Consider the following 17,071-nt stretch of genomic DNA (forward strand, 5'->3'; position numbering starts at 1 on the left):
AAATTCTCATAAAGGATAGCATGTTCGCTGACAGCGGCGACAAGGAAAGATATCAGTCAGATGATCTTTTAGCTTTTACCACCATTCTTATGGCTGATTCATCTGTATAACCAGCCAGTGGTAGATAACCGTCACGATATAACGTTGTTGTTCCTCACTTAACGAAACACCCTGCGGAATGTCATGCCACTTAGCCAGACAACCACGGCAACAGGTCGCGGTGGCGTGCTGAGCGATAAACACCGGATGCCCACGCATGGGGGTTTGCTTACCATCGTTCGCCGGTAATGCCGGAGCAAGACGCTTAGCGACAAAATCCGCCGCATGTTGTTCTATAACCGGCGCGCCCTTCTCCAGACAATACTGACGCTCTTTCACACCCAAACGAAAGCGGGAGCGAAATTTTGAACGGGATAAACGCGCGAAGAGTGGATCAAGTGACTGCATTAATAAACCGAGCGTCCTAATTGTTTCGTCAATTGTTCAAGTACTGCGATACCGGCAAGAGAGTTGCCCGCATCATCCAGTTCCGGGCTCCATACCGCGATAGCCATTTCATGCGGGACGATCGCAACAATACCGCCGCCAACGCCAGATTTCGCCGGAAGCCCCACTCGCCAGGCAAATTCACCCGCGTTCTGGTACATTCCGCTCGTTGCCATCAGCGCATTAATTTGCCGTGCCTGCATCGGCGTTACTACTGGCTCATCGATATGAAAAGCCTTCCCCTGATTCGCCAGAAAGACAAACGTCCGCGCCAGCTCAACACAACTCATTTTCAGTGCGCAGTAATGAAAGTAGTTTTGCAGAACGGTAGTTACATCATGATGGAAATTACCAAACGACTTCATCAGCCAGGCGATCGCCGCATTTCTCGCAGAATGTTCAAACTCGGAACGCGCCACCACCGTATCGTAGGCAATATCAGACACGCCGCTTAAGCCGCGCACCACTTCCAGCATACGCTGCCGCGGGGCGCTTAACCGCCCTTGCAGCATATCGCAGACGACCAACGCACCGGCATTAATAAACGGATTGCGTGGAATGCCCTGCTCCATTTCCAGTTGCACCAGGGAATTGAACGGCGATCCAGACGGATCTTTGCCGACGCGTTGCCAGATCTCCTCTTCGGAGTAATGACGCATAGCGACAACGAGACTGAGCACTTTGGAAATAGATTGAATGGAAAAACGTTCTTGCGCGTCTCCGGCCTGAAAAAGCTGCCCATCAACGGTACAAATGGCAATCCCCAGGCGGGAGCCATCGACGGTTGCCAGTGCCGGAATATAATCTGCGACTTTACCCTGACCAATTAGCGGCCGCACTTGCCGCAAGATGTTTTCTAAAATTACATTATCCATGGCGACAGCCACACTCTGCTCCTTGCTCGCAGGTCTGAAAAGACCTGCGAGTATAACAGAGCTAAATATGTGACGTCAGATCCGGTCTTTCCACACCGTCTGGATATTACAGAACTCATGTAAACCGAAATGGGAAAGCTCACGACCAAAACCACTCTTCTTCACACCACCAAAGGCGACTCGCGCATCGCTGGCGCAAAAACCATTGATAAACACGCCACCGCATTCCAGACGTGCTGCCATCTGTCTGGCTCGTGTTTCGTCAGCGGTAAAGATCGTCGCAGAAAGACCGAACTCGCTGTCATTAGCCAGTTTCAGCGCATGTTCCGCATTTTTTGCTATGGTGATTGCGGCAACGGGGCCAAAAAGCTCTTCACGAAACGCCGTCATTTCGGGGGTGACATTAGCCAGAACCGTTGGCGGATAGTAGTTACCTTCCCCTGCCATCTTTTCTCCGCCCAGTAACAAACGCGCCCCCTGCGCCAGTGTTTTTTCCACCTGATGATGTAGCTCATCACGCAAATCAAAACGTGCCATCGGGCCGAGATCGTTCTCTTCGTCACGTGGATCGCCCATTTTTAACGCCGCTGCAGCCGCTACGAAACGTTCGGTAAATGCCGAAGCAATTCCCTCTTCGATGATAAAGCGTTTTGCCGCCGCACATACCTGCCCGGTATTCTGATAACGTCCGATAACCGCAGCTTTCACGGCCAGCTCCAGATCGGCATCGTTAAGCACAATAAACGGATCCGAACCACCCAGTTCCAGTACGCATTTTTTTAGCGCTGCGCCGGCCTGTGCGCCAATAGCCGCTCCCGCACGGACACTGCCGGTCACCGTGACCGCTGCAATACGCGGGTCTTTAATCATCCGGCTGACACCATCGTTGTCAGCATTCAGCCAACCATATACGCCTTGTGGGATACCGGCATCTTGAAATACCTGGGCAATTAACTGTGCACAACCTGACACATTCGGCGCATGTTTAAGTAAGTAACTGTTACCCGCAAGAATGATAGGAACAGCACCGCGCATGACCTGCCATAACGGGAAGTTCCACGGCATAACCGCAAGGATTGTCCCCATTGGGCGATATTCAATGACCGCTTGCTGGTTCTCAACCAGTGTAGGTTCAGCTTTCAGCATTGCCGGGCCATGCTCTGCATACCAGTCGCACAAATTCGCTGATTTCACCACTTCGGCACGCGCCTGTTTGATGGGCTTACCCATTTCACGGGTGATCATTTGCGCCATCTCTTCGCTACGCGTACGCAGAGCCTTAGCGATATCACGCAGTTTCTTCGCCCGGTAATCTATGCTCGTCTCGCGCCAGTCGCGATAGCCTGTCGCCGCAAGCTGAAGAGCGTTTTCAATATCGTCAGCACCAGCCCACGGCAGTGAAGAAAGTTGTTCACCATTGGCTGGATTTATCGAAATGGCATGGGTCGCCGGAGTGATGGTCATCGGGGTATCTCCTTCATGAGTCAGGGTAAAAAGATACGCAGATTTACTCTTACTTTAAAATGAATAATATTAAGCCACTTATTCACGAATTGAGAATACTATGGATCTAACCCAACTGGAGATGTTTAACGCCGTTGCTGAGGCAGGCAGCATTACCCAGGCTGCGGCAAAAGTGCATCGTGTACCTTCTAATCTCACGACCCGTATACGCCAACTGGAAACAGAACTCGGCGTTGAACTGTTTATTCGCGAGAATCAGCGGTTACGGCTTTCTCCCGCCGGGCATAATTTTTTACGCTATAGCCAACAAATTCTCGCGCTGGTGGATGAGGCGCGGAACGTTGTAGCTGGCGATGAGCCGCAAGGTCTGTTTTCTCTCGGGTCGCTGGAAAGCACAGCCGCTGTGCGTATTCCGGCAACGCTGGCTGAATTTAACCGTCGCTACCCTAAAATTCAGTTTTCACTCTCTACCAGCCCATCCGGCACCATGCTGGACGGTGTACTGGAGGGGAAACTGAATGCGGCATTTATCGATGGGCCAATCAGCCATACTGCCATCGACGGGATACCGGTTTACCGCGAGGAGTTGATGATCGTCACGCCACAAGGGCATATGCCAGTAACCCGCGCCAGTCAGGTTAATGGCTGTAACATTTATGCCTTCCGTGCCAATTGCTCGTATCGCCGCCATTTTGAGCGCTGGTTTCATGCTGACGGCGCAGCGCCGGGGACTATTCATGAGATGGAGTCATATCACGGCATGCTGGCTTGTGTTATCGCGGGTGCAGGCATTGCGCTTATCCCTCGCTCTATGCTGGAAAGTATGCCAGGGCATCATCAGGTTGAAGCCTGGCCGTTAGGTGAGCAATGGCGTTGGTTAACAACCTGGCTGGTCTGGCGTCGCGGTGCGAAAACACGTCCGCTTGAGGCATTTATTGAGCTGCTGGATGTGCCAGACTAAGCATGATGAAAAAATTTTCTGCTCTGTATGTTGTACCTGCCACTCACGCAGTAGTTGGCACAACATGAAGCGGCAAAACGCGACACAGGTCACAAAGTCATTGTATTCAGATCATTAACCGTTTTAAGATCATTTCATTACCTTTTCGCAACTCACCCGATAATCTGTTATGACAACGAATATTGTTTCCCGCAAAGTGGCGTGGCTACGGGTAGTTACGCTGGCAGTCGCCGCCTTTATCTTCAATACCACTGAATTTGTTCCTGTTGGTCTGCTTTCTGACATTGCGCAAAGCTTCCATATGCAAACCGCACAAGTCGGTATCATGTTGACCATTTATGCGTGGGTAGTGGCGCTAATGTCACTGCCTTTTATGCTAATGACCAGTCAGGTCGAACGCCGCAAGTTGCTGATCTGCCTGTTTGTGGTGTTTATCGCCAGCCACATCCTGTCGTTTTTATCGTGGAGTTTTACTGTTCTGGTGATCAGCCGTATTGGCGTAGCTTTCGCTCATGCTATTTTCTGGTCGATTACGGCGTCACTGGCGATCCGTATGGCACCCGCCGGAAAGCGAGCGCAGGCATTGAGTTTAATTGCCACCGGCACAGCACTGGCAATGGTATTAGGTTTACCTATCGGGCGCATTGTGGGGCAATATTTCGGCTGGCGAACGACATTCCTCGCGATCGGTATCGGGGCGCTTCTTACCCTTCTGTGCCTCATCAAGCTACTGCCATTACTGCCCAGCGAACATTCCGGCTCATTAAAAAGCCTTCCGCAACTGTTCCGCCGCCCGGCATTGATAAGCATTTATTTGCTGACTGTGGTGGTCGTTACCGCCCATTACACGGCATACAGCTATATCGAACCTTTTGTGCAAAATGTTGCGGGATTCAGCGCCAACTTTGCCACGGCATTGCTGTTGATGCTCGGTGGCGCGGGCATTATTGGTAGCCTGATTTTCGGTAAGCTTGGTAACCAGTATGCATCTATTCTGGTCAGTGCTGCGATTGCGCTGTTGCTGGTGTGCCTGGCGTTACTGTTACCTTCGGCAAGTAGCGAGATACACCTCGGCGTACTGAGCATTTTCTGGGGGATCGCGATGATGATCATCGGGCTTGGGATGCAGGTTAAAGTGCTGGCGCTGGCACCGGATGCCACCGACGTTGCGATGGCGCTATTCTCCGGGATATTTAATATTGGCATTGGTGCCGGGGCGCTGGTGGGTAATCAGGTCAGTCTGCACTGGTCGATGTCGATGATTGGTTATGTGGGCGCAGTTCCGGCACTCGCCGCATTGATATGGTCGATCATAATATTCCGCCGCTGGCCTGTGGCACTCGAAGAACAGACACGATAATTGGAAGGCCCGAACGCGGTGCCGGATTCGGCGGGAACGCCTTATCCGGCCTACAAAACCACGCAAATTCAATACATTGCAGAGATCAGGCCTGATAAGTGTAGCGCATCAGGCAATTTTGCTTTTGTTATCAGTCTCAAAGGCCCATTCGGGCCTTTTTTAATGGTAAGTTTTAATAATTTCCAGGATGCCGTTAATAATAAACTGCACACCCATACAAACCAGTAAGAACCCCATCAGGCGGGAGATCGCTTCAATTCCTCCCTTGCCCACCAGCCGCATAATGGCACCAGAGCTACGCAGACTTCCCCATAAAATGACCGCCACCAGGAAAAAGATCAGCGGCGGCGCAACCATCAGTACCCAGTCCGCGAAAGTTGAACTCTGACGCACAGTGGACGCCGAGCTAATGATCATCGCAATGGTTCCCGGCCCGGCGGTACTTGGCATTGCCAGCGGCACAAAAGCAATATTGGTGCTGGGTTCATCTTCCAGTTCTTCCGATTTACTTTTTGCCTCCGGAGAGTCCGTTGCCTTTTGCTGTGGAAAGAGCATACGAAAACCGATAAACGCAACGATTAGTCCGCCTGCAATCCGCAGACCGGGAATCGAAATGCCGAAGGTATCCATCACCAGTTGCCCGGCGTAATACGCCACCATCATGATGGCAAATACATACACTGAGGCCATCAACGACTGGCGATTACGTTCGGCACTGTTCATGTTGCCCGCCAGACCGAGAAACAACGCTACGGTAGTAAGCGGGTTAGCTAACGGCAGTAACACCACCAGCCCCAGACCAATCGCTTTAAACAAATCTAACATTGGTGATTGTTATCCTGTGTCTCTTAGTTATCAGCGAAAAGTATAAAGGGTAAACAAGGAGAAAGTTTCATTCTTTAACTTTCCTTGCATTGCGCTGACCAAAACTTGAACCGATTTAGCAAAACGTGGCATCTGCCAACCCATTCATTTGACTTATACTTGCCTGGGCAATATTATCCCCCGCAACTAATTACTTGCCAGGGCAACTAATGTGAAAAGTACCAGCGACCTGTTCAATGAAATCATCCCATTGGGTCGCTTAATCTATATGGTTAATCAGAAGAAAGACCGTCTGCTTAACGATTATCTGTCACCGCTGGATATCACTGCGGCACAGTTTAAGGTGCTCTGCTCTATCCGCTGCGCAGCGTGCATTACACCGGTCGAGCTGAAAAAAGTGTTGTCGGTCGACCTGGGAGCACTGACCCGTATGCTGGATCGCCTGGTCTGTAAAGGTTGGGTGGAACGGTTGCCTAACCCGAATGACAAGCGCGGCGTGCTGGTAAAGCTCACCGCCAGCGGCGCGGCAATATGTGAACAATGCCATCAATTAGTTGGCCAGGACCTGCATCAAGAATTAACAAAAAACCTGACGGCGGACGAAGTGGCAACGCTTGAGCATTTGCTTAAGAAAGTCCTGCCGTAAACAAAAAAAGAGGTATGACGATGTCCAGACGCAATACTGACGCTATTACTATTCATAGCATTTTGGACTGGATCGAGGACAACCTGGAATCACCACTGTCACTGGAAAAAGTGTCAGAGCGTTCAGGTTACTCCAAATGGCACCTGCAACGGATGTTTAAAAAAGAAACTGGCCATTCATTAGGTCAATACATCCGCAGCCGTAAAATGACGGAAATCGCGCAAAAGCTGAAAGAAAGTAACGAGCCAATACTCTATCTGGCAGAACGTTATGGTTTCGAGTCCCAGCAAACCCTGACCCGCACCTTCAAAAACTATTTTGATGTTCCGCCGCATAAATATCGGATGGCGAATATACAGGGCGAATCGCGCTTTTTACATCCATTGAATCATTACAATAGTTAGTTAAAACGTGACAACGTCACTTGAGGCAATCATGAAACCACTTTTATCCGCAATAGCAACCGCGCTTATTCTCTTTTCCGCGCAGGGATTTGCGGAACAAACTACGCAGCCGGTCGTTACTCCCTGCGGCGATGAAGTGATTGTTCCTCCATCGCAGGAACAACCCCCTTTCGATTTAAATCACATGGGGACAGGCAGTGATAAGTCGGATGCGCTGGGCGTGCCTTATTATAATCAACACACCATGTAATTAATTCTGGCCCCGGGATATCGGGGCTTATTAGCCTCTCACCTTCACCGCTTTACGCCAGCGCAAACCAAACACATTGATATACAGCCCACCCATTATCAGCACCGCACCGAAAAATTGCAGACCCGTTAATCGTTCATCCAGCAATAATGCCGCACTTGCCAGACCAACTACCGGCACCAGTAACGATAACGGTGCAACACGCCAGGTTTCATAGCGACCCAGCAGCGTCCCCCAGATCCCATAACCGACAATTGTCGCCACAAACGCCAGATACATCAGAGACAAAATGGTGATCATGTCGATAGTGACCAGGCTGTGAATCATGGTTGCAGAACCATCGAGAATGAGTGAAGCGACAAAGAACGGAATAATGGGAATTAATGCACTCCATATCACCAGCGACATCACCGCCGGACGCGATGAATGCGACATGATCTTTTTATTGAAGATGTTGCCACACGCCCAGCTAAATGCTGCCGCCAGGGTCAACATAAAGCCGAGCATCGCTACATGCTGACCGTTCAGGCTATCTTCGATTAACACCAGTACACCAAAAATCGCTAAGGCGATCCCCGCCAGTTGTTTGCCATGCAGTCGCTCACCGAAAGTAAACGCCCCAAGCACGATAGTAAAAAACGCCTGAGCCTGTAATACCAGCGAGGCCAGTCCAGCCGGCATACCGAAGTTAATGGCGCAGAAGAGAAAGGCAAACTGCGCAAAACTGATGGTTAAACCATACCCCAGCAGTAAATTCAGCGGTACTTTCGGCCGTGCGACAAAAAAGATAGCCGGGAAAGCGACCAGCATAAAGCGCATACCGGCCAGCATCAGCGGTGGCATGTTGTGAAGTCCCACTTTGATGACCACAAAATTAAGCCCCCACACCACCACAACCAGTAGCGCCAATAACCCATCTTTTCGCGACATTCTACCGCCTCTGAATTTTCATCTTTTGTAAGCAATCAACTTAGCTGAATTTACTTTTCTTTAACAGTTGATTCGTTAGCCATCGTTTCCGACGGCATTAATGGCAAATAAGTCGCTATACTTCGGATTTTTGCCATGCTATTTCTTTACATCTCGAAAACAAAACATAACAAAATGCACCGCCGGACAGCCAAATGAACTTATCCCTGAGACGCTCTACCTGCGCCCTTCTCGCCTCATCGTTGTTATTAACCATCGGACGGGGTGCCACGCTACCGTTTATGACCATTTATTTGAGTCGCCAGTACGGTCTGGGAGTCGATCTGATCGGTTATGCGATGACAATTGCACTAACCATCGGCGTGGTTTTTAGCCTTGGATTTGGCATTCTGGCGGATAAGTTCGACAAGAAACGTTATATGTTACTGGCAATTACCGCCTTCGCCAGCGGTTTTATCGCCATTCCCCTGGTGGACAGCGTAACGCTGGTGGTGCTGTTCTTTGCTCTCATCAACTGCGCCTATTCCGTTTTTGCTACCGTGTTGAAAGCCTGGTTTGCCGATAATCTTTCATCCACCAGCAAAACGAAGATCTTCTCGATCAACTACACCATGCTCAACATTGGCTGGACCATCGGCCCACCGATCGGCACGCTATTGGTGATGCAAAGCATCAATCTGCCCTTTTGGCTGGCCGCCATCTGTTCCGCGTTCCCCATGCTTTTCATTCAAATTTGGGTAAAGCGCAGCGAGAAAATCATCGCCACAGAGGCGAGTAGCGTCTGGTCGCCAAAAGTTTTGTTACAGGATAAAGCTCTGCTGTGGTTCACCTGCTCTGCCTTTCTTGCTTCTTTCGTGAGCGGTGCTTTTGCCTCGTGCATTTCACAATATGTGATGGTGATTGCTGATGGCGATTTTGCCGAAAAGGTGGTCGCGGTTGTTCTTCCGGTTAATGCTGCGATGGTGGTTACGTTGCAATATTCCGTGGGTCGTCGCATTAATCCGACCAACATTCGCGCATTAATGACGGTGGGCACCCTCTGTTTTGTCGTCGGTCTGATCGGGTTTATCTTTTCCGGCAACAGCCTGCTACTTTGGGGAATTTCAGCCGCGGTATTTACCCTCGGTGAGATCATTTATGCCCCTGGTGAGTACATGTTGATTGACCATATTGCGCCGCCGGGGATGAAAGCCAGTTATTTTTCCGCCCAGTCATTAGGCTGGCTTGGCGCAGCGATAAATCCACTGGTGAGTGGTATCGTGCTCACTACCATGCCGCCTTCCTCGCTGTTTGTCATCTTAGCGTTGGTGATCATTGCGGCGTGGATGCTGATGTTAAAAGGTATTCGCACCAGAACGTGGGGGCAGCCGGTGCTTTGTTGACGGACGAGCCGTGCCAGTGTGATACGGCGCTGCGGATTATTTTCCTGCGACAACGGCGATTAATACGCGTACAGGATTATCTGCAAAATTCGGCTTTTAACATCGATAAAATTGCCGAGCTGACGGGGTTTGGTAATTCAGCGTTACTGCGTCATCATTTTCACCAGCGTTTTTTATTATCCCCTTCACAATATCGGAAAAACAACCGACCACCATCACATTAACCACCTAATTCAGCCTTCGTTTAGGTTACCTCTGCTAATATCTTCCTCATTGAGATGAAAATTAAGGTAAGCGAGGAAATACACCACACCATAAACGGAGGCAAATAATGCTGGGTAATATGAATGTTTTTATCGCCGTACTGGGAATAATTTTATTTTCTGGTTTTCTGGCCGCGTATTTCAGCCACAAATGGGATGACTAATGAACGGAGATAATCCCTCACCTAACCGGCCCCTTGTTACAGTTGTGTACAAGGGGCCTGATTTTTCTGACGGCGAAAAAAAACCGCCAGTAAACCGGCGGTGAATGCTTGCATGGATTGATTTGTGTTTTGCTTTTACGCTAACAGGCATTTTCCTGCACTGGTAGCGGATCGCTGACACAGTAGCATCACGTTTCTCAATGAATGTTAAACGGTGTTTAAACTCGAGTAATCACGCTCTGTTCATCAATAAACATGCAGCGGTTTCTTCCGGTCTGCTTACCTTCATACATTGCTCTGTCTGCTCTTCCGATTACCGCATCCAGCGACTCTTCAGGAAATGCCCGGCTGACTCCAGCGGTCACGGTTATGTTGATATGCCCGTCAGAATGTGCAATTGCGTGGTTATCGACTAACTGGCAAATACGAACTCCGGCACGGCATGCCTTTTCATCATTAGCAGCTTTGACGATGATGATAAATTCTTCGCCGCCATAGCGATAAACCGTTTCGTAATCACGCGTCCTGGTAGCTAAGTAAGTTGCCAGCGTGCGTAATACCACATCGCCTATTAAATGCCCGTAGGTATCATTAACCAATTTAAATCGGTCTATATCCAGCAATATTAAATAGAGATTCAACGGCTCAGCATTGCGTAATTGATGATCAAAGGACTCATCAAGAACCCGACGACCGGGTAAGCCAGTCAGAACATCCATATTGCTACGAATAGTTAAAAGGTAAATTTTGTAATCGGTTAATGCCGCGGTAAAAGAAAGTAACCCGTCCTGAAATGCGTCAAAATGCGCTTCCTGCCAGCGATTTTCAACAATAGCCAGCATTAACTCCCGTCCGCAGATATGCATATGCTGATGCGCAGAATCCATTAGCCGAACGTAAGGTAATTCATCGTTATCGAGTGGCCCCAGATGATCAATCCACTGACCAAACTGGCACAGCCCATAAGAATGGTTATCTGTAATTTCTGGCTTACTGGCATCTTTCGCTACCACGCTGTGAAACATACTCACCAGCCACTGGTAATGGGCATCAATAGCCTTATTGAGATCTAACAAGATGGCATCAATTTCCGTTGTCTTCTTGATCATTGCCACTCCTTTTTCACAGTTCCTTGTGCGTTCTATTGTAACGGGAGAAAAGAAAACTTATGTCAACAATTCCATAGAAAAATATTTACTAATGGATAAAAACATAACCGCGTGATTTAAAACAAAATACGCAGAAAAAAATAATTAAATCTGGCAAAACAGGTTCAATTTAAGCCAGAAGATATAATACTGATTATGCCGAAGGGGGAAAACAATGGCCAGATGGATTAGAGCATCTGGCAGTATTATAATTCTACAAATGTACGGAGATACCGAATAACAATTCCAGACATAGCAGTGGGAAACTAAAAACAGAAATGAATAACATAGTATATATTGCCCCGGGCAGGAATCAGTCCGGGGCAATATGGGAGAGTTAAACATCCAGCCCGCGATGTTGCAACATTGGTGCAATCTGTGGTGCCTTACCGCGCCATTGACGATACAGACGTTCTAAATCTTCGCTGTTGCCTTTGGAGAGGATTGCCTCGCGAAAATATTGCCCATTTTCACGCGTTAATCCGCCCTGCTCAACAAACCACTGATAACCATCGTCTGCCAGCATTTGCGTCCACAGATACGCGTAGTAACCCGCCGCATATCCTCCGCCAAAAATGTGGGCGAAATAACTGCTGCGATAACGTGGCGGTACAGCAGGAAGATCCATATTTTCCGCCACCAGCGCCCGCTGTTCGAAATCGTCCACATCCTGCATCGCCTCATTCTCTTGCAAACAGTGCCAACGCATATCGAGAAGCGCAGCACTAAGCAGTTCGCTCATCTCATAGCCTTTATTGAACAGGCTGGCATCGCGCATTTTCTGTTGCAGAGTTTCCGGCATGGCTTCTCTGGTTTGATAATGTCGGGCATAACGGGCGAACACCTGCGGATGCGTTGCCCAGTGTTCGTTGATTTGCGACGGAAATTCAACAAAATCACGCGGCGTATTGGTGCCGGAAAGCGTGGCATAACGCTGGCAGGCAAACAGACCATGCAATGTATGTCCAAACTCATGGAATAAGGTAATAACGTCATCCCACAGCAACAAGGCAGGCTCACCAGCAGCGGGTTTTTGATAATTGCAAACGTTATAAATTACCGGGCGCGTTTCATTGAGCGTAGATTGCTCGACAAAATTACCCATCCACGCGCCGCCACTTTTTGAATCACGGGCGAAGAAGTCACCGTAAAATAGCGCCAGTCCAACACCGTTATGATCAAAGATTTCCCAGACCCGCACATCCGGGTGATATACCGGTATATCAAACCGTTCGACAAACTTAATGCCGAAAAGCTGATTGGCGGTCCAGAATACCCCTTCATTCAGTACCGTGTTTAATTCAAAATAAGGTTTGAGTTGCGCCTCATCAAGATCGAATTTCTCACGACGTACCTGTTCGGCGTAAAACGCCCAGTCCCACGGCTGTGCGCTAAAACCGTCTTGCTGTTTTCCGATAACCGCCTGAATAGACGCTAATTCATCGCTCGCACGCTGACGCGCCGCCGGAACAATTTCCCGCATAAAGTTGAGTGCCGCTTCTGGCGTTTTTGCCATCTGGTCGGCTATTTTCCATGCGGCATAATGAGGGAAGCCAAGTAATGTTGCCTGTTGCGCGCGGATCTCCACCAGCCGTTGAATGATAGCGCGGGTATCGTTGGCATCGTTTTTTTCCGCACGCGTCCAGGCTACAGTGAACAGTTTTTCACGTGTGGAACGATCGCGGAGTTCCGCAAGCGCCGGTTGTTGCGTAGTATTCAGCAGCGGGATAAGCCATTTGTTATCCAGACCTTTCTCGCGAGCCGCCCCGGCCGCCAGGGCAATCTCTTGCTCACTCATGCCTGCCAGTTGCTGAATATCGTCAACCACCACTCCACCGGATTTGTTCGCAGCTAATAACCGCTGGTTAAACTGACTGGTCAGCGTCGCGGCTTCGGTGTTCAGCACTTTTAATTTTGCTTTATCCGCATCTTCAAGTTGGGCTCCGGCAAGGACAAAACGCTGATGAATAACGTCAACCAGTCTAATGGATTCACTATCAAGCCCCAGGGATCCGCGGCGCTGCCAGACTGCATCCACCCGCGCGAATAATTCGCCGTTCAGATAGATATCGTTAGCCAGTTCCGCCAGTTCGGCGGAAAACTGTTCATCAAGACGCTGTAACTCATCGTTGGTATGCGCCGCTGTCATGGCAAAAAAGACGCTGGTGACGCGGGTAAGCAATTCACCGCTCTGTTCCAGCGCCAAAATCGTGTTAGTGAAATCAGGTGTCTGCGGGTTGATCGCGATAGCGGTAATCTCAGCCCGCTTTTGCCGCATCCCCTCGTCGAAAGCCGGACGATAGTGATGATCTGCAATTTGATCAAAACGGGGAGCCAGATACGGCAGTGTGCTTTGCACAAAGAAAGGGTTCATTGTTGTCATTTTCTTCTCCTGAACGCGAGGTGTCCCATAGCGTAGGCTGACTGGTAACGGAGTGCAAACCAGTATTACCTGCTCTTAAGCATCACGTGCTATGTTAAGGGACACACAAAAGCGTTGAGGAACAGTGAGATGATCGTTTTAGTAACTGGAGCAACGGCAGGTTTTGGTGAATGCATTACTCGTCGTTTTATTCAACAAGGCCATAAAGTTATCGCTACGGGTCGACGCCAGGAGCGGTTGCAGGAGTTAAAAGACGAGCTGGGCGATAACCTTTATATCGCCCAGCTCGATGTTCGTAATCGCGCCGCTATTGAAGAGATGATGGAATCGCTTCCTGCCGATTGGCGTGACATTGATATTCTGGTGAATAACGCCGGGCTGGCGCTGGGTATGGAACCTGCACATAAAGCCAGTGTCGAAGACTGGGAAACAATGATTGATACCAACAATAAAGGCCTGGTGTATATGACGCGTGCCGTGCTGCCTGGCATGGTTGAGCGTAATCGAGGTCATATTATTAACATTGGTTCAACGGCAGGTAGCTGGCCATATGCTGGTGGCAACGTTTATGGCGCAACAAAAGCATTCGTTCGTCAATTCAGCCTGAATCTGCGTACTGACCTGCATGGCACTGCGGTTCGTGTCACTGACATCGAGCCAGGTCTGGTCGGCGGTACTGAATTTTCCAATGTCCGCTTTAAAGGCGATGACGGTAAAGCGGAAAAAACCTATCAAAACACCGTTGCGCTGACGCCAGAAGATGTCTGTGAAGCCGTCTGGTGGGTGGCGACTCTCCCGGCTCACGTTAACATCAATACTCTGGAAATGATGCCAGTTACCCAGAGCTATGCCGGACTGAATATCCATCGCCATTAATTTTTATACCCGGCCTAACCGCCGGGTTATTGTTTGTCACAAAAAAGTGGTAGACTTGCCAGTTAACCCACTCAAAAGCAAGAACGAATGACCGTCGAAACACAACTCAATCCCACGCAACCAGTCAATCAACAGATTTATCGTATTCTCCGTCGCGACATTGTGCATTGTCTGATTGCACCGGGTACGCCGTTATCGGAAAAAGAAGTTTCTGTTCGTTTCAATGTGTCGCGCCAGCCAGTTCGTGAAGCCTTCATTAAGCTGGCGGAAAATGGCCTGATTCAAATTCGCCCGCAACGTGGCAGCTACGTCAATAAAATCTCCATGACTCAGGTACGCAACGGTAGTTTTATCCGCCAGGCCATTGAGTGCGCCGTAGTCCGCAGAGCGGCGACCATGATTACCGATAGCCAGTGCTACCTGCTTGAGCAAAATCTCCACCAGCAACGTATAGCCATTGAACGCAAACAACTGGATGATTTTTTTGAACTTGATGATAACTTCCACCAAATCCTGACGCAGATTGCCGACTGTCAGCTCGCGTGGGACACCATTGAAAACCTGAAAGCGACCATTGACCGGGTACGCTATATGAGTTTTGACCACGTCTCGCCACCAGATATGTTGCTGCGCCAACACATGGATATTTTTACTGCGCTACAAAAGCATGATGTCACTGCGGTAGAAAAAGCAATGACACTGCATTTGCAGGAAATAAGTGAATCCGTGCAGCAAATCCGCCAGGAAAACAGCGACTGGTTTAGCGAAGAGTAATTCATGTCCTCTCATCCCACCCGGGATGAGACTCCATTCCCTTCTTCTGGTTCATGCAAGCATCAAAAAAGATGTGAACTTGATCATAAACAAAAAAATATTCACTCGACAGGAGTATTTATATTGCGCCCGTTACGTGGGCTTCGACTGTAAATCAGAAAGGAGAAAACACCTATGACGACCTACGATCGTAACCGTAACGCAATCACCACTGGCAGCCGTGTTATGGTTAGCGGCACCGGTCACACTGGCAAGATCCTGTCGATTGATACTGAAGGTCTGACCGCAGAGCAAATCCGCCGCGGAAAAACCGTGGTTGTTGAAGGTTGTGATGAAAAACTCGCGCCTCTGGACCTGATTCGTCTCGGCATGAACTAAGCGTGTGAATGCCGCCGATGGCGGCATTGCTGTTTTTACGCCACGGTATATTTTGCCACGGTTGCTTTCGCGCCTTCAGTCAATAAAGACAAATACGCCTCTGTTACTTTATCTGTGAATAAAGCATTGTTCGGCAAATCGTTACCAAAGATCGCCTCAATCGCTATCAATGCCCGCACGCGTTCTTTCCCTTCCTCACTATTTTGTACGGTCTGCTGGATCACAGACAATAACGGGTCGCTGATCTCAATTGGATTACCCAGCTCATCTACACCGCCGACATAACGCATCCAACCCGCGACACCAAGTGCCAGGAGATTAAATGAACTGCCATGCGCCAAATGCCAGCGCACAGAATCCAGCATACGTTGTGGCAGTTTCTGACTACCATCCATCGCAATCTGCCAGGTCCGATGGCGTAAAGCAGGGTTACTGTAGCGCTCAATCAATCGGTTAGCATAATCTTGCAGATCCACCCCCTGCACTTTCAGCGTCGGTGCCTGTTCCTGCAACATTAATGTAAGCGCTGCACGGCGATAATTATCATCTTCCATACAATCATTAATATGCTGATAACCCGCCAGATATCCCAGATAAGCCAGGAAGGAATGGCTGCCGTTGAGCATACGCAGTTTCATCTCTTCATATGGCAGTACATCACTAACCAGTTCGGCTCCCGCTTTTTCCCATTCCGGGCGTCCGGCAACAAAGTTATCTTCAATCACCCACTGGCGGAAAGGTTCACAGGCAACACCTGCCGGATCACGCACACCGGCGAGTTGTTCGATTTTATCCAGTGTTTCTGCCGTGACCGCGGGTACAATGCGATCCACCATTGTCGATGGGAAAGTCACGTTTTCTACAATCCATTGCGCCAGTTTTTCGTCGACAGCACGCGCATAAGAAGTGACAACGTCATGCATGACATGACCATTCTCAGGCATGTTATCGCACGACATCACCGTAAATGCCTGTAACCCTGCCGCTTTACGTCGTGCCAACGCCTCGACGATAACCCCTGGTGCCGTTTTGGGCTGGTGAGGATTGTTCAGATCAGCGACGATCATTGGGTGATCCAACATTAACTGGCCGCTCGCCGGTGAGTGGAAATAACCTTTCTCCGTAATTGTCAGGGAGACAATAGAAATTTGCGGTTCACACATGGCAGCCAGTACCGCTTCCAAACCGTCGATTTGCACATGCAGCGCTTTTTTCACTACGCCAATGACACGAGCAGTCCAGGCATCTGCGGACATCTCCGCAACGGTATAGAGATTATCTTGCTGCTTTAGATCGACGATTTGCTGTTCCCCGCCGATTAAGTTGACCTCATAATATCCCCAGTCACTGAAATGTTCAGCGGCAAGAATATCGGCATACACGCCTTGATGCGCGCGATGAAATGCGCCAAAACCTAAATGAACAATTCGAGGTATCAAATTATTACGCTCATAGACAGGAAGCGTAGCCTTCGCTGATAACAAATTATTTCCCATGACAAT

19 protein-coding genes and 1 pseudogene are annotated in these 17,071 nt (G+C 49.3%); 12 read left to right on the plus strand and 8 right to left on the minus strand.

Annotated features, from left to right (window positions below; all coding sequences use genetic code 11):
• Positions 1 to 87: 87 nt before the first annotated feature.
• The 3 genes from C1192_RS04910 to sad form a co-directional block, all read right to left on the minus strand.
• Positions 88 to 447 (minus strand): DUF4186 domain-containing protein, encoded by a 360-nt coding sequence (locus C1192_RS04910; protein WP_016248688.1) that lies wholly within the window; start codon positions 445 to 447, stop codon positions 88 to 90.
• Complete coding sequence (gene glsB / locus C1192_RS04915) at positions 447 to 1,373, minus strand: glutaminase B (RefSeq protein ID WP_000257432.1); 927 nt, start codon at positions 1,371 to 1,373, stop codon at positions 447 to 449. Before glsB ends, C1192_RS04910 begins: the two co-directional genes overlap by 1 nt.
• 63 nt (positions 1,374 to 1,436) lie before the next feature.
• Positions 1,437 to 2,825: a succinate-semialdehyde dehydrogenase gene (sad, locus tag C1192_RS04920; protein ID WP_001516363.1), complete on the minus strand. Its 1,389-nt coding sequence runs from the start codon at positions 2,823 to 2,825 to the stop codon at positions 1,437 to 1,439.
• A gap of 100 nt (positions 2,826 to 2,925) precedes the next feature.
• Between sad and ptrR the strand changes: the two genes are divergently transcribed.
• Positions 2,926 to 3,786 (plus strand): putrescine utilization regulator PtrR, encoded by an 861-nt coding sequence (gene ptrR, locus C1192_RS04925; RefSeq protein WP_038354565.1) that lies wholly within the window; start codon positions 2,926 to 2,928, stop codon positions 3,784 to 3,786.
• Positions 3,787 to 3,955: 169 nt separating this feature from the next.
• Positions 3,956 to 5,146: an L-arabinose MFS transporter gene (gene ydeA, locus C1192_RS04930; RefSeq protein WP_000210461.1), complete on the plus strand. Its 1,191-nt coding sequence runs from the start codon at positions 3,956 to 3,958 to the stop codon at positions 5,144 to 5,146.
• Positions 5,147 to 5,305: 159 nt separating this feature from the next.
• On the opposite strand, the gene marC is transcribed toward ydeA, so the two are convergent.
• Positions 5,306 to 5,971 carry an NAAT family transporter MarC gene (gene marC, locus C1192_RS04935; RefSeq protein ID WP_000885037.1) on the minus strand — a complete coding sequence of 222 codons (666 nt, stop codon included), beginning with the start codon at positions 5,969 to 5,971 and terminating at the stop codon, positions 5,306 to 5,308.
• A gap of 211 nt (positions 5,972 to 6,182) precedes the next feature.
• Between marC and marR the strand changes: the two genes are divergently transcribed.
• The 3 genes from marR to marB are packed head-to-tail and all read left to right on the plus strand — an operon-like array spanning position 6,183 to position 7,271.
• Positions 6,183 to 6,617, plus strand: a complete 435-nt coding sequence (gene marR / locus C1192_RS04940) for a multiple antibiotic resistance transcriptional regulator MarR (protein WP_000843428.1) — start codon at positions 6,183 to 6,185, stop codon at positions 6,615 to 6,617.
• Positions 6,618 to 6,637: 20 nt separating this feature from the next.
• Positions 6,638 to 7,021 (plus strand): MDR efflux pump AcrAB transcriptional activator MarA, encoded by a 384-nt coding sequence (marA, locus tag C1192_RS04945; RefSeq protein WP_000091195.1) that lies wholly within the window; start codon positions 6,638 to 6,640, stop codon positions 7,019 to 7,021.
• Positions 7,022 to 7,052: 31 nt separating this feature from the next.
• On the plus strand, positions 7,053 to 7,271 hold the full coding sequence (gene marB / locus C1192_RS04950; protein WP_000803534.1) for a multiple antibiotic resistance protein MarB: 219 nt from the start codon (positions 7,053 to 7,055) through the stop codon (positions 7,269 to 7,271).
• A 30-nt stretch (positions 7,272 to 7,301) separates the two neighbouring features.
• On the opposite strand, the gene eamA is transcribed toward marB, so the two are convergent.
• Positions 7,302 to 8,201 (minus strand): O-acetylserine/cysteine exporter, encoded by a 900-nt coding sequence (gene eamA / locus C1192_RS04955; protein ID WP_000087186.1) that lies wholly within the window; start codon positions 8,199 to 8,201, stop codon positions 7,302 to 7,304.
• Between the two features lie 194 nt (positions 8,202 to 8,395).
• Here eamA and ydeE point away from each other — a divergent pair, with 194 nt between their 5' ends.
• The 4 genes and pseudogenes from ydeE (at position 8,396) to mgtT (ending at position 10,114) form a co-directional block, all read left to right on the plus strand.
• Complete coding sequence (gene ydeE / locus C1192_RS04960; RefSeq protein WP_038354566.1) at positions 8,396 to 9,583, plus strand: efflux MFS transporter YdeE; 1,188 nt, start codon at positions 8,396 to 8,398, stop codon at positions 9,581 to 9,583.
• Between the two features lie 41 nt (positions 9,584 to 9,624).
• Positions 9,625 to 9,807: pseudogene (locus C1192_RS04965) on the plus strand (helix-turn-helix domain-containing protein); the annotation flags it as partial.
• Between the two features lie 107 nt (positions 9,808 to 9,914).
• Positions 9,915 to 10,010 (plus strand): protein MgtS, encoded by a 96-nt coding sequence (gene mgtS, locus C1192_RS04970; RefSeq protein WP_000901364.1) that lies wholly within the window; start codon positions 9,915 to 9,917, stop codon positions 10,008 to 10,010.
• Positions 10,010 to 10,114 carry a protein MgtT gene (mgtT, locus tag C1192_RS25460; protein WP_214678605.1) on the plus strand — a complete coding sequence of 35 codons (105 nt, stop codon included), beginning with the start codon at positions 10,010 to 10,012 and terminating at the stop codon, positions 10,112 to 10,114. The genes mgtS and mgtT overlap by 1 nt, the downstream gene beginning before the upstream one ends.
• Positions 10,115 to 10,228: 114 nt before the next feature.
• On the opposite strand, the gene dgcZ is transcribed toward mgtT, so the two are convergent.
• Together dgcZ and dcp are read right to left on the minus strand one after the other, a co-directional pair.
• Entirely contained in the window at positions 10,229 to 11,119 is an 891-nt protein-coding gene (gene dgcZ, locus C1192_RS04975) for a diguanylate cyclase DgcZ (protein WP_038354567.1), read from the minus strand.
• A 376-nt stretch (positions 11,120 to 11,495) separates the two neighbouring features.
• Complete coding sequence (dcp, locus tag C1192_RS04980) at positions 11,496 to 13,541, minus strand: peptidyl-dipeptidase Dcp (protein ID WP_038354568.1); 2,046 nt, start codon at positions 13,539 to 13,541, stop codon at positions 11,496 to 11,498.
• A 129-nt stretch (positions 13,542 to 13,670) separates the two neighbouring features.
• On the opposite strand from dcp, the gene ydfG reads away from it, so the two are divergent.
• The 3 genes from ydfG (at position 13,671) to ydfZ (ending at position 15,569) form a co-directional block, all read left to right on the plus strand.
• Positions 13,671 to 14,417 (plus strand): bifunctional NADP-dependent 3-hydroxy acid dehydrogenase/3-hydroxypropionate dehydrogenase YdfG, encoded by a 747-nt coding sequence (ydfG, locus tag C1192_RS04985; protein ID WP_000636576.1) that lies wholly within the window; start codon positions 13,671 to 13,673, stop codon positions 14,415 to 14,417.
• Positions 14,418 to 14,504: 87 nt separating this feature from the next.
• Positions 14,505 to 15,191: a GntR family transcriptional regulator gene (locus C1192_RS04990; RefSeq protein WP_000215557.1), complete on the plus strand. Its 687-nt coding sequence runs from the start codon at positions 14,505 to 14,507 to the stop codon at positions 15,189 to 15,191.
• A 174-nt stretch (positions 15,192 to 15,365) separates the two neighbouring features.
• A complete protein-coding gene (gene ydfZ, locus C1192_RS04995) occupies positions 15,366 to 15,569 on the plus strand; it encodes a putative selenium delivery protein YdfZ (RefSeq protein WP_000214710.1) in 204 nt (67 codons plus the stop codon).
• Positions 15,570 to 15,604: 35 nt separating this feature from the next.
• On the opposite strand, the gene C1192_RS05000 is transcribed toward ydfZ, so the two are convergent.
• Positions 15,605 to 17,065, minus strand: a complete 1,461-nt coding sequence (locus C1192_RS05000) for a mannitol dehydrogenase family protein (RefSeq protein WP_038354569.1) — start codon at positions 17,063 to 17,065, stop codon at positions 15,605 to 15,607.
• Positions 17,066 to 17,071: the final 6 nt, after the last annotated feature.

The organism is Escherichia marmotae (assembly GCF_002900365.1).
Taxonomy (GTDB): domain Bacteria; phylum Pseudomonadota; class Gammaproteobacteria; order Enterobacterales; family Enterobacteriaceae; genus Escherichia; species Escherichia marmotae.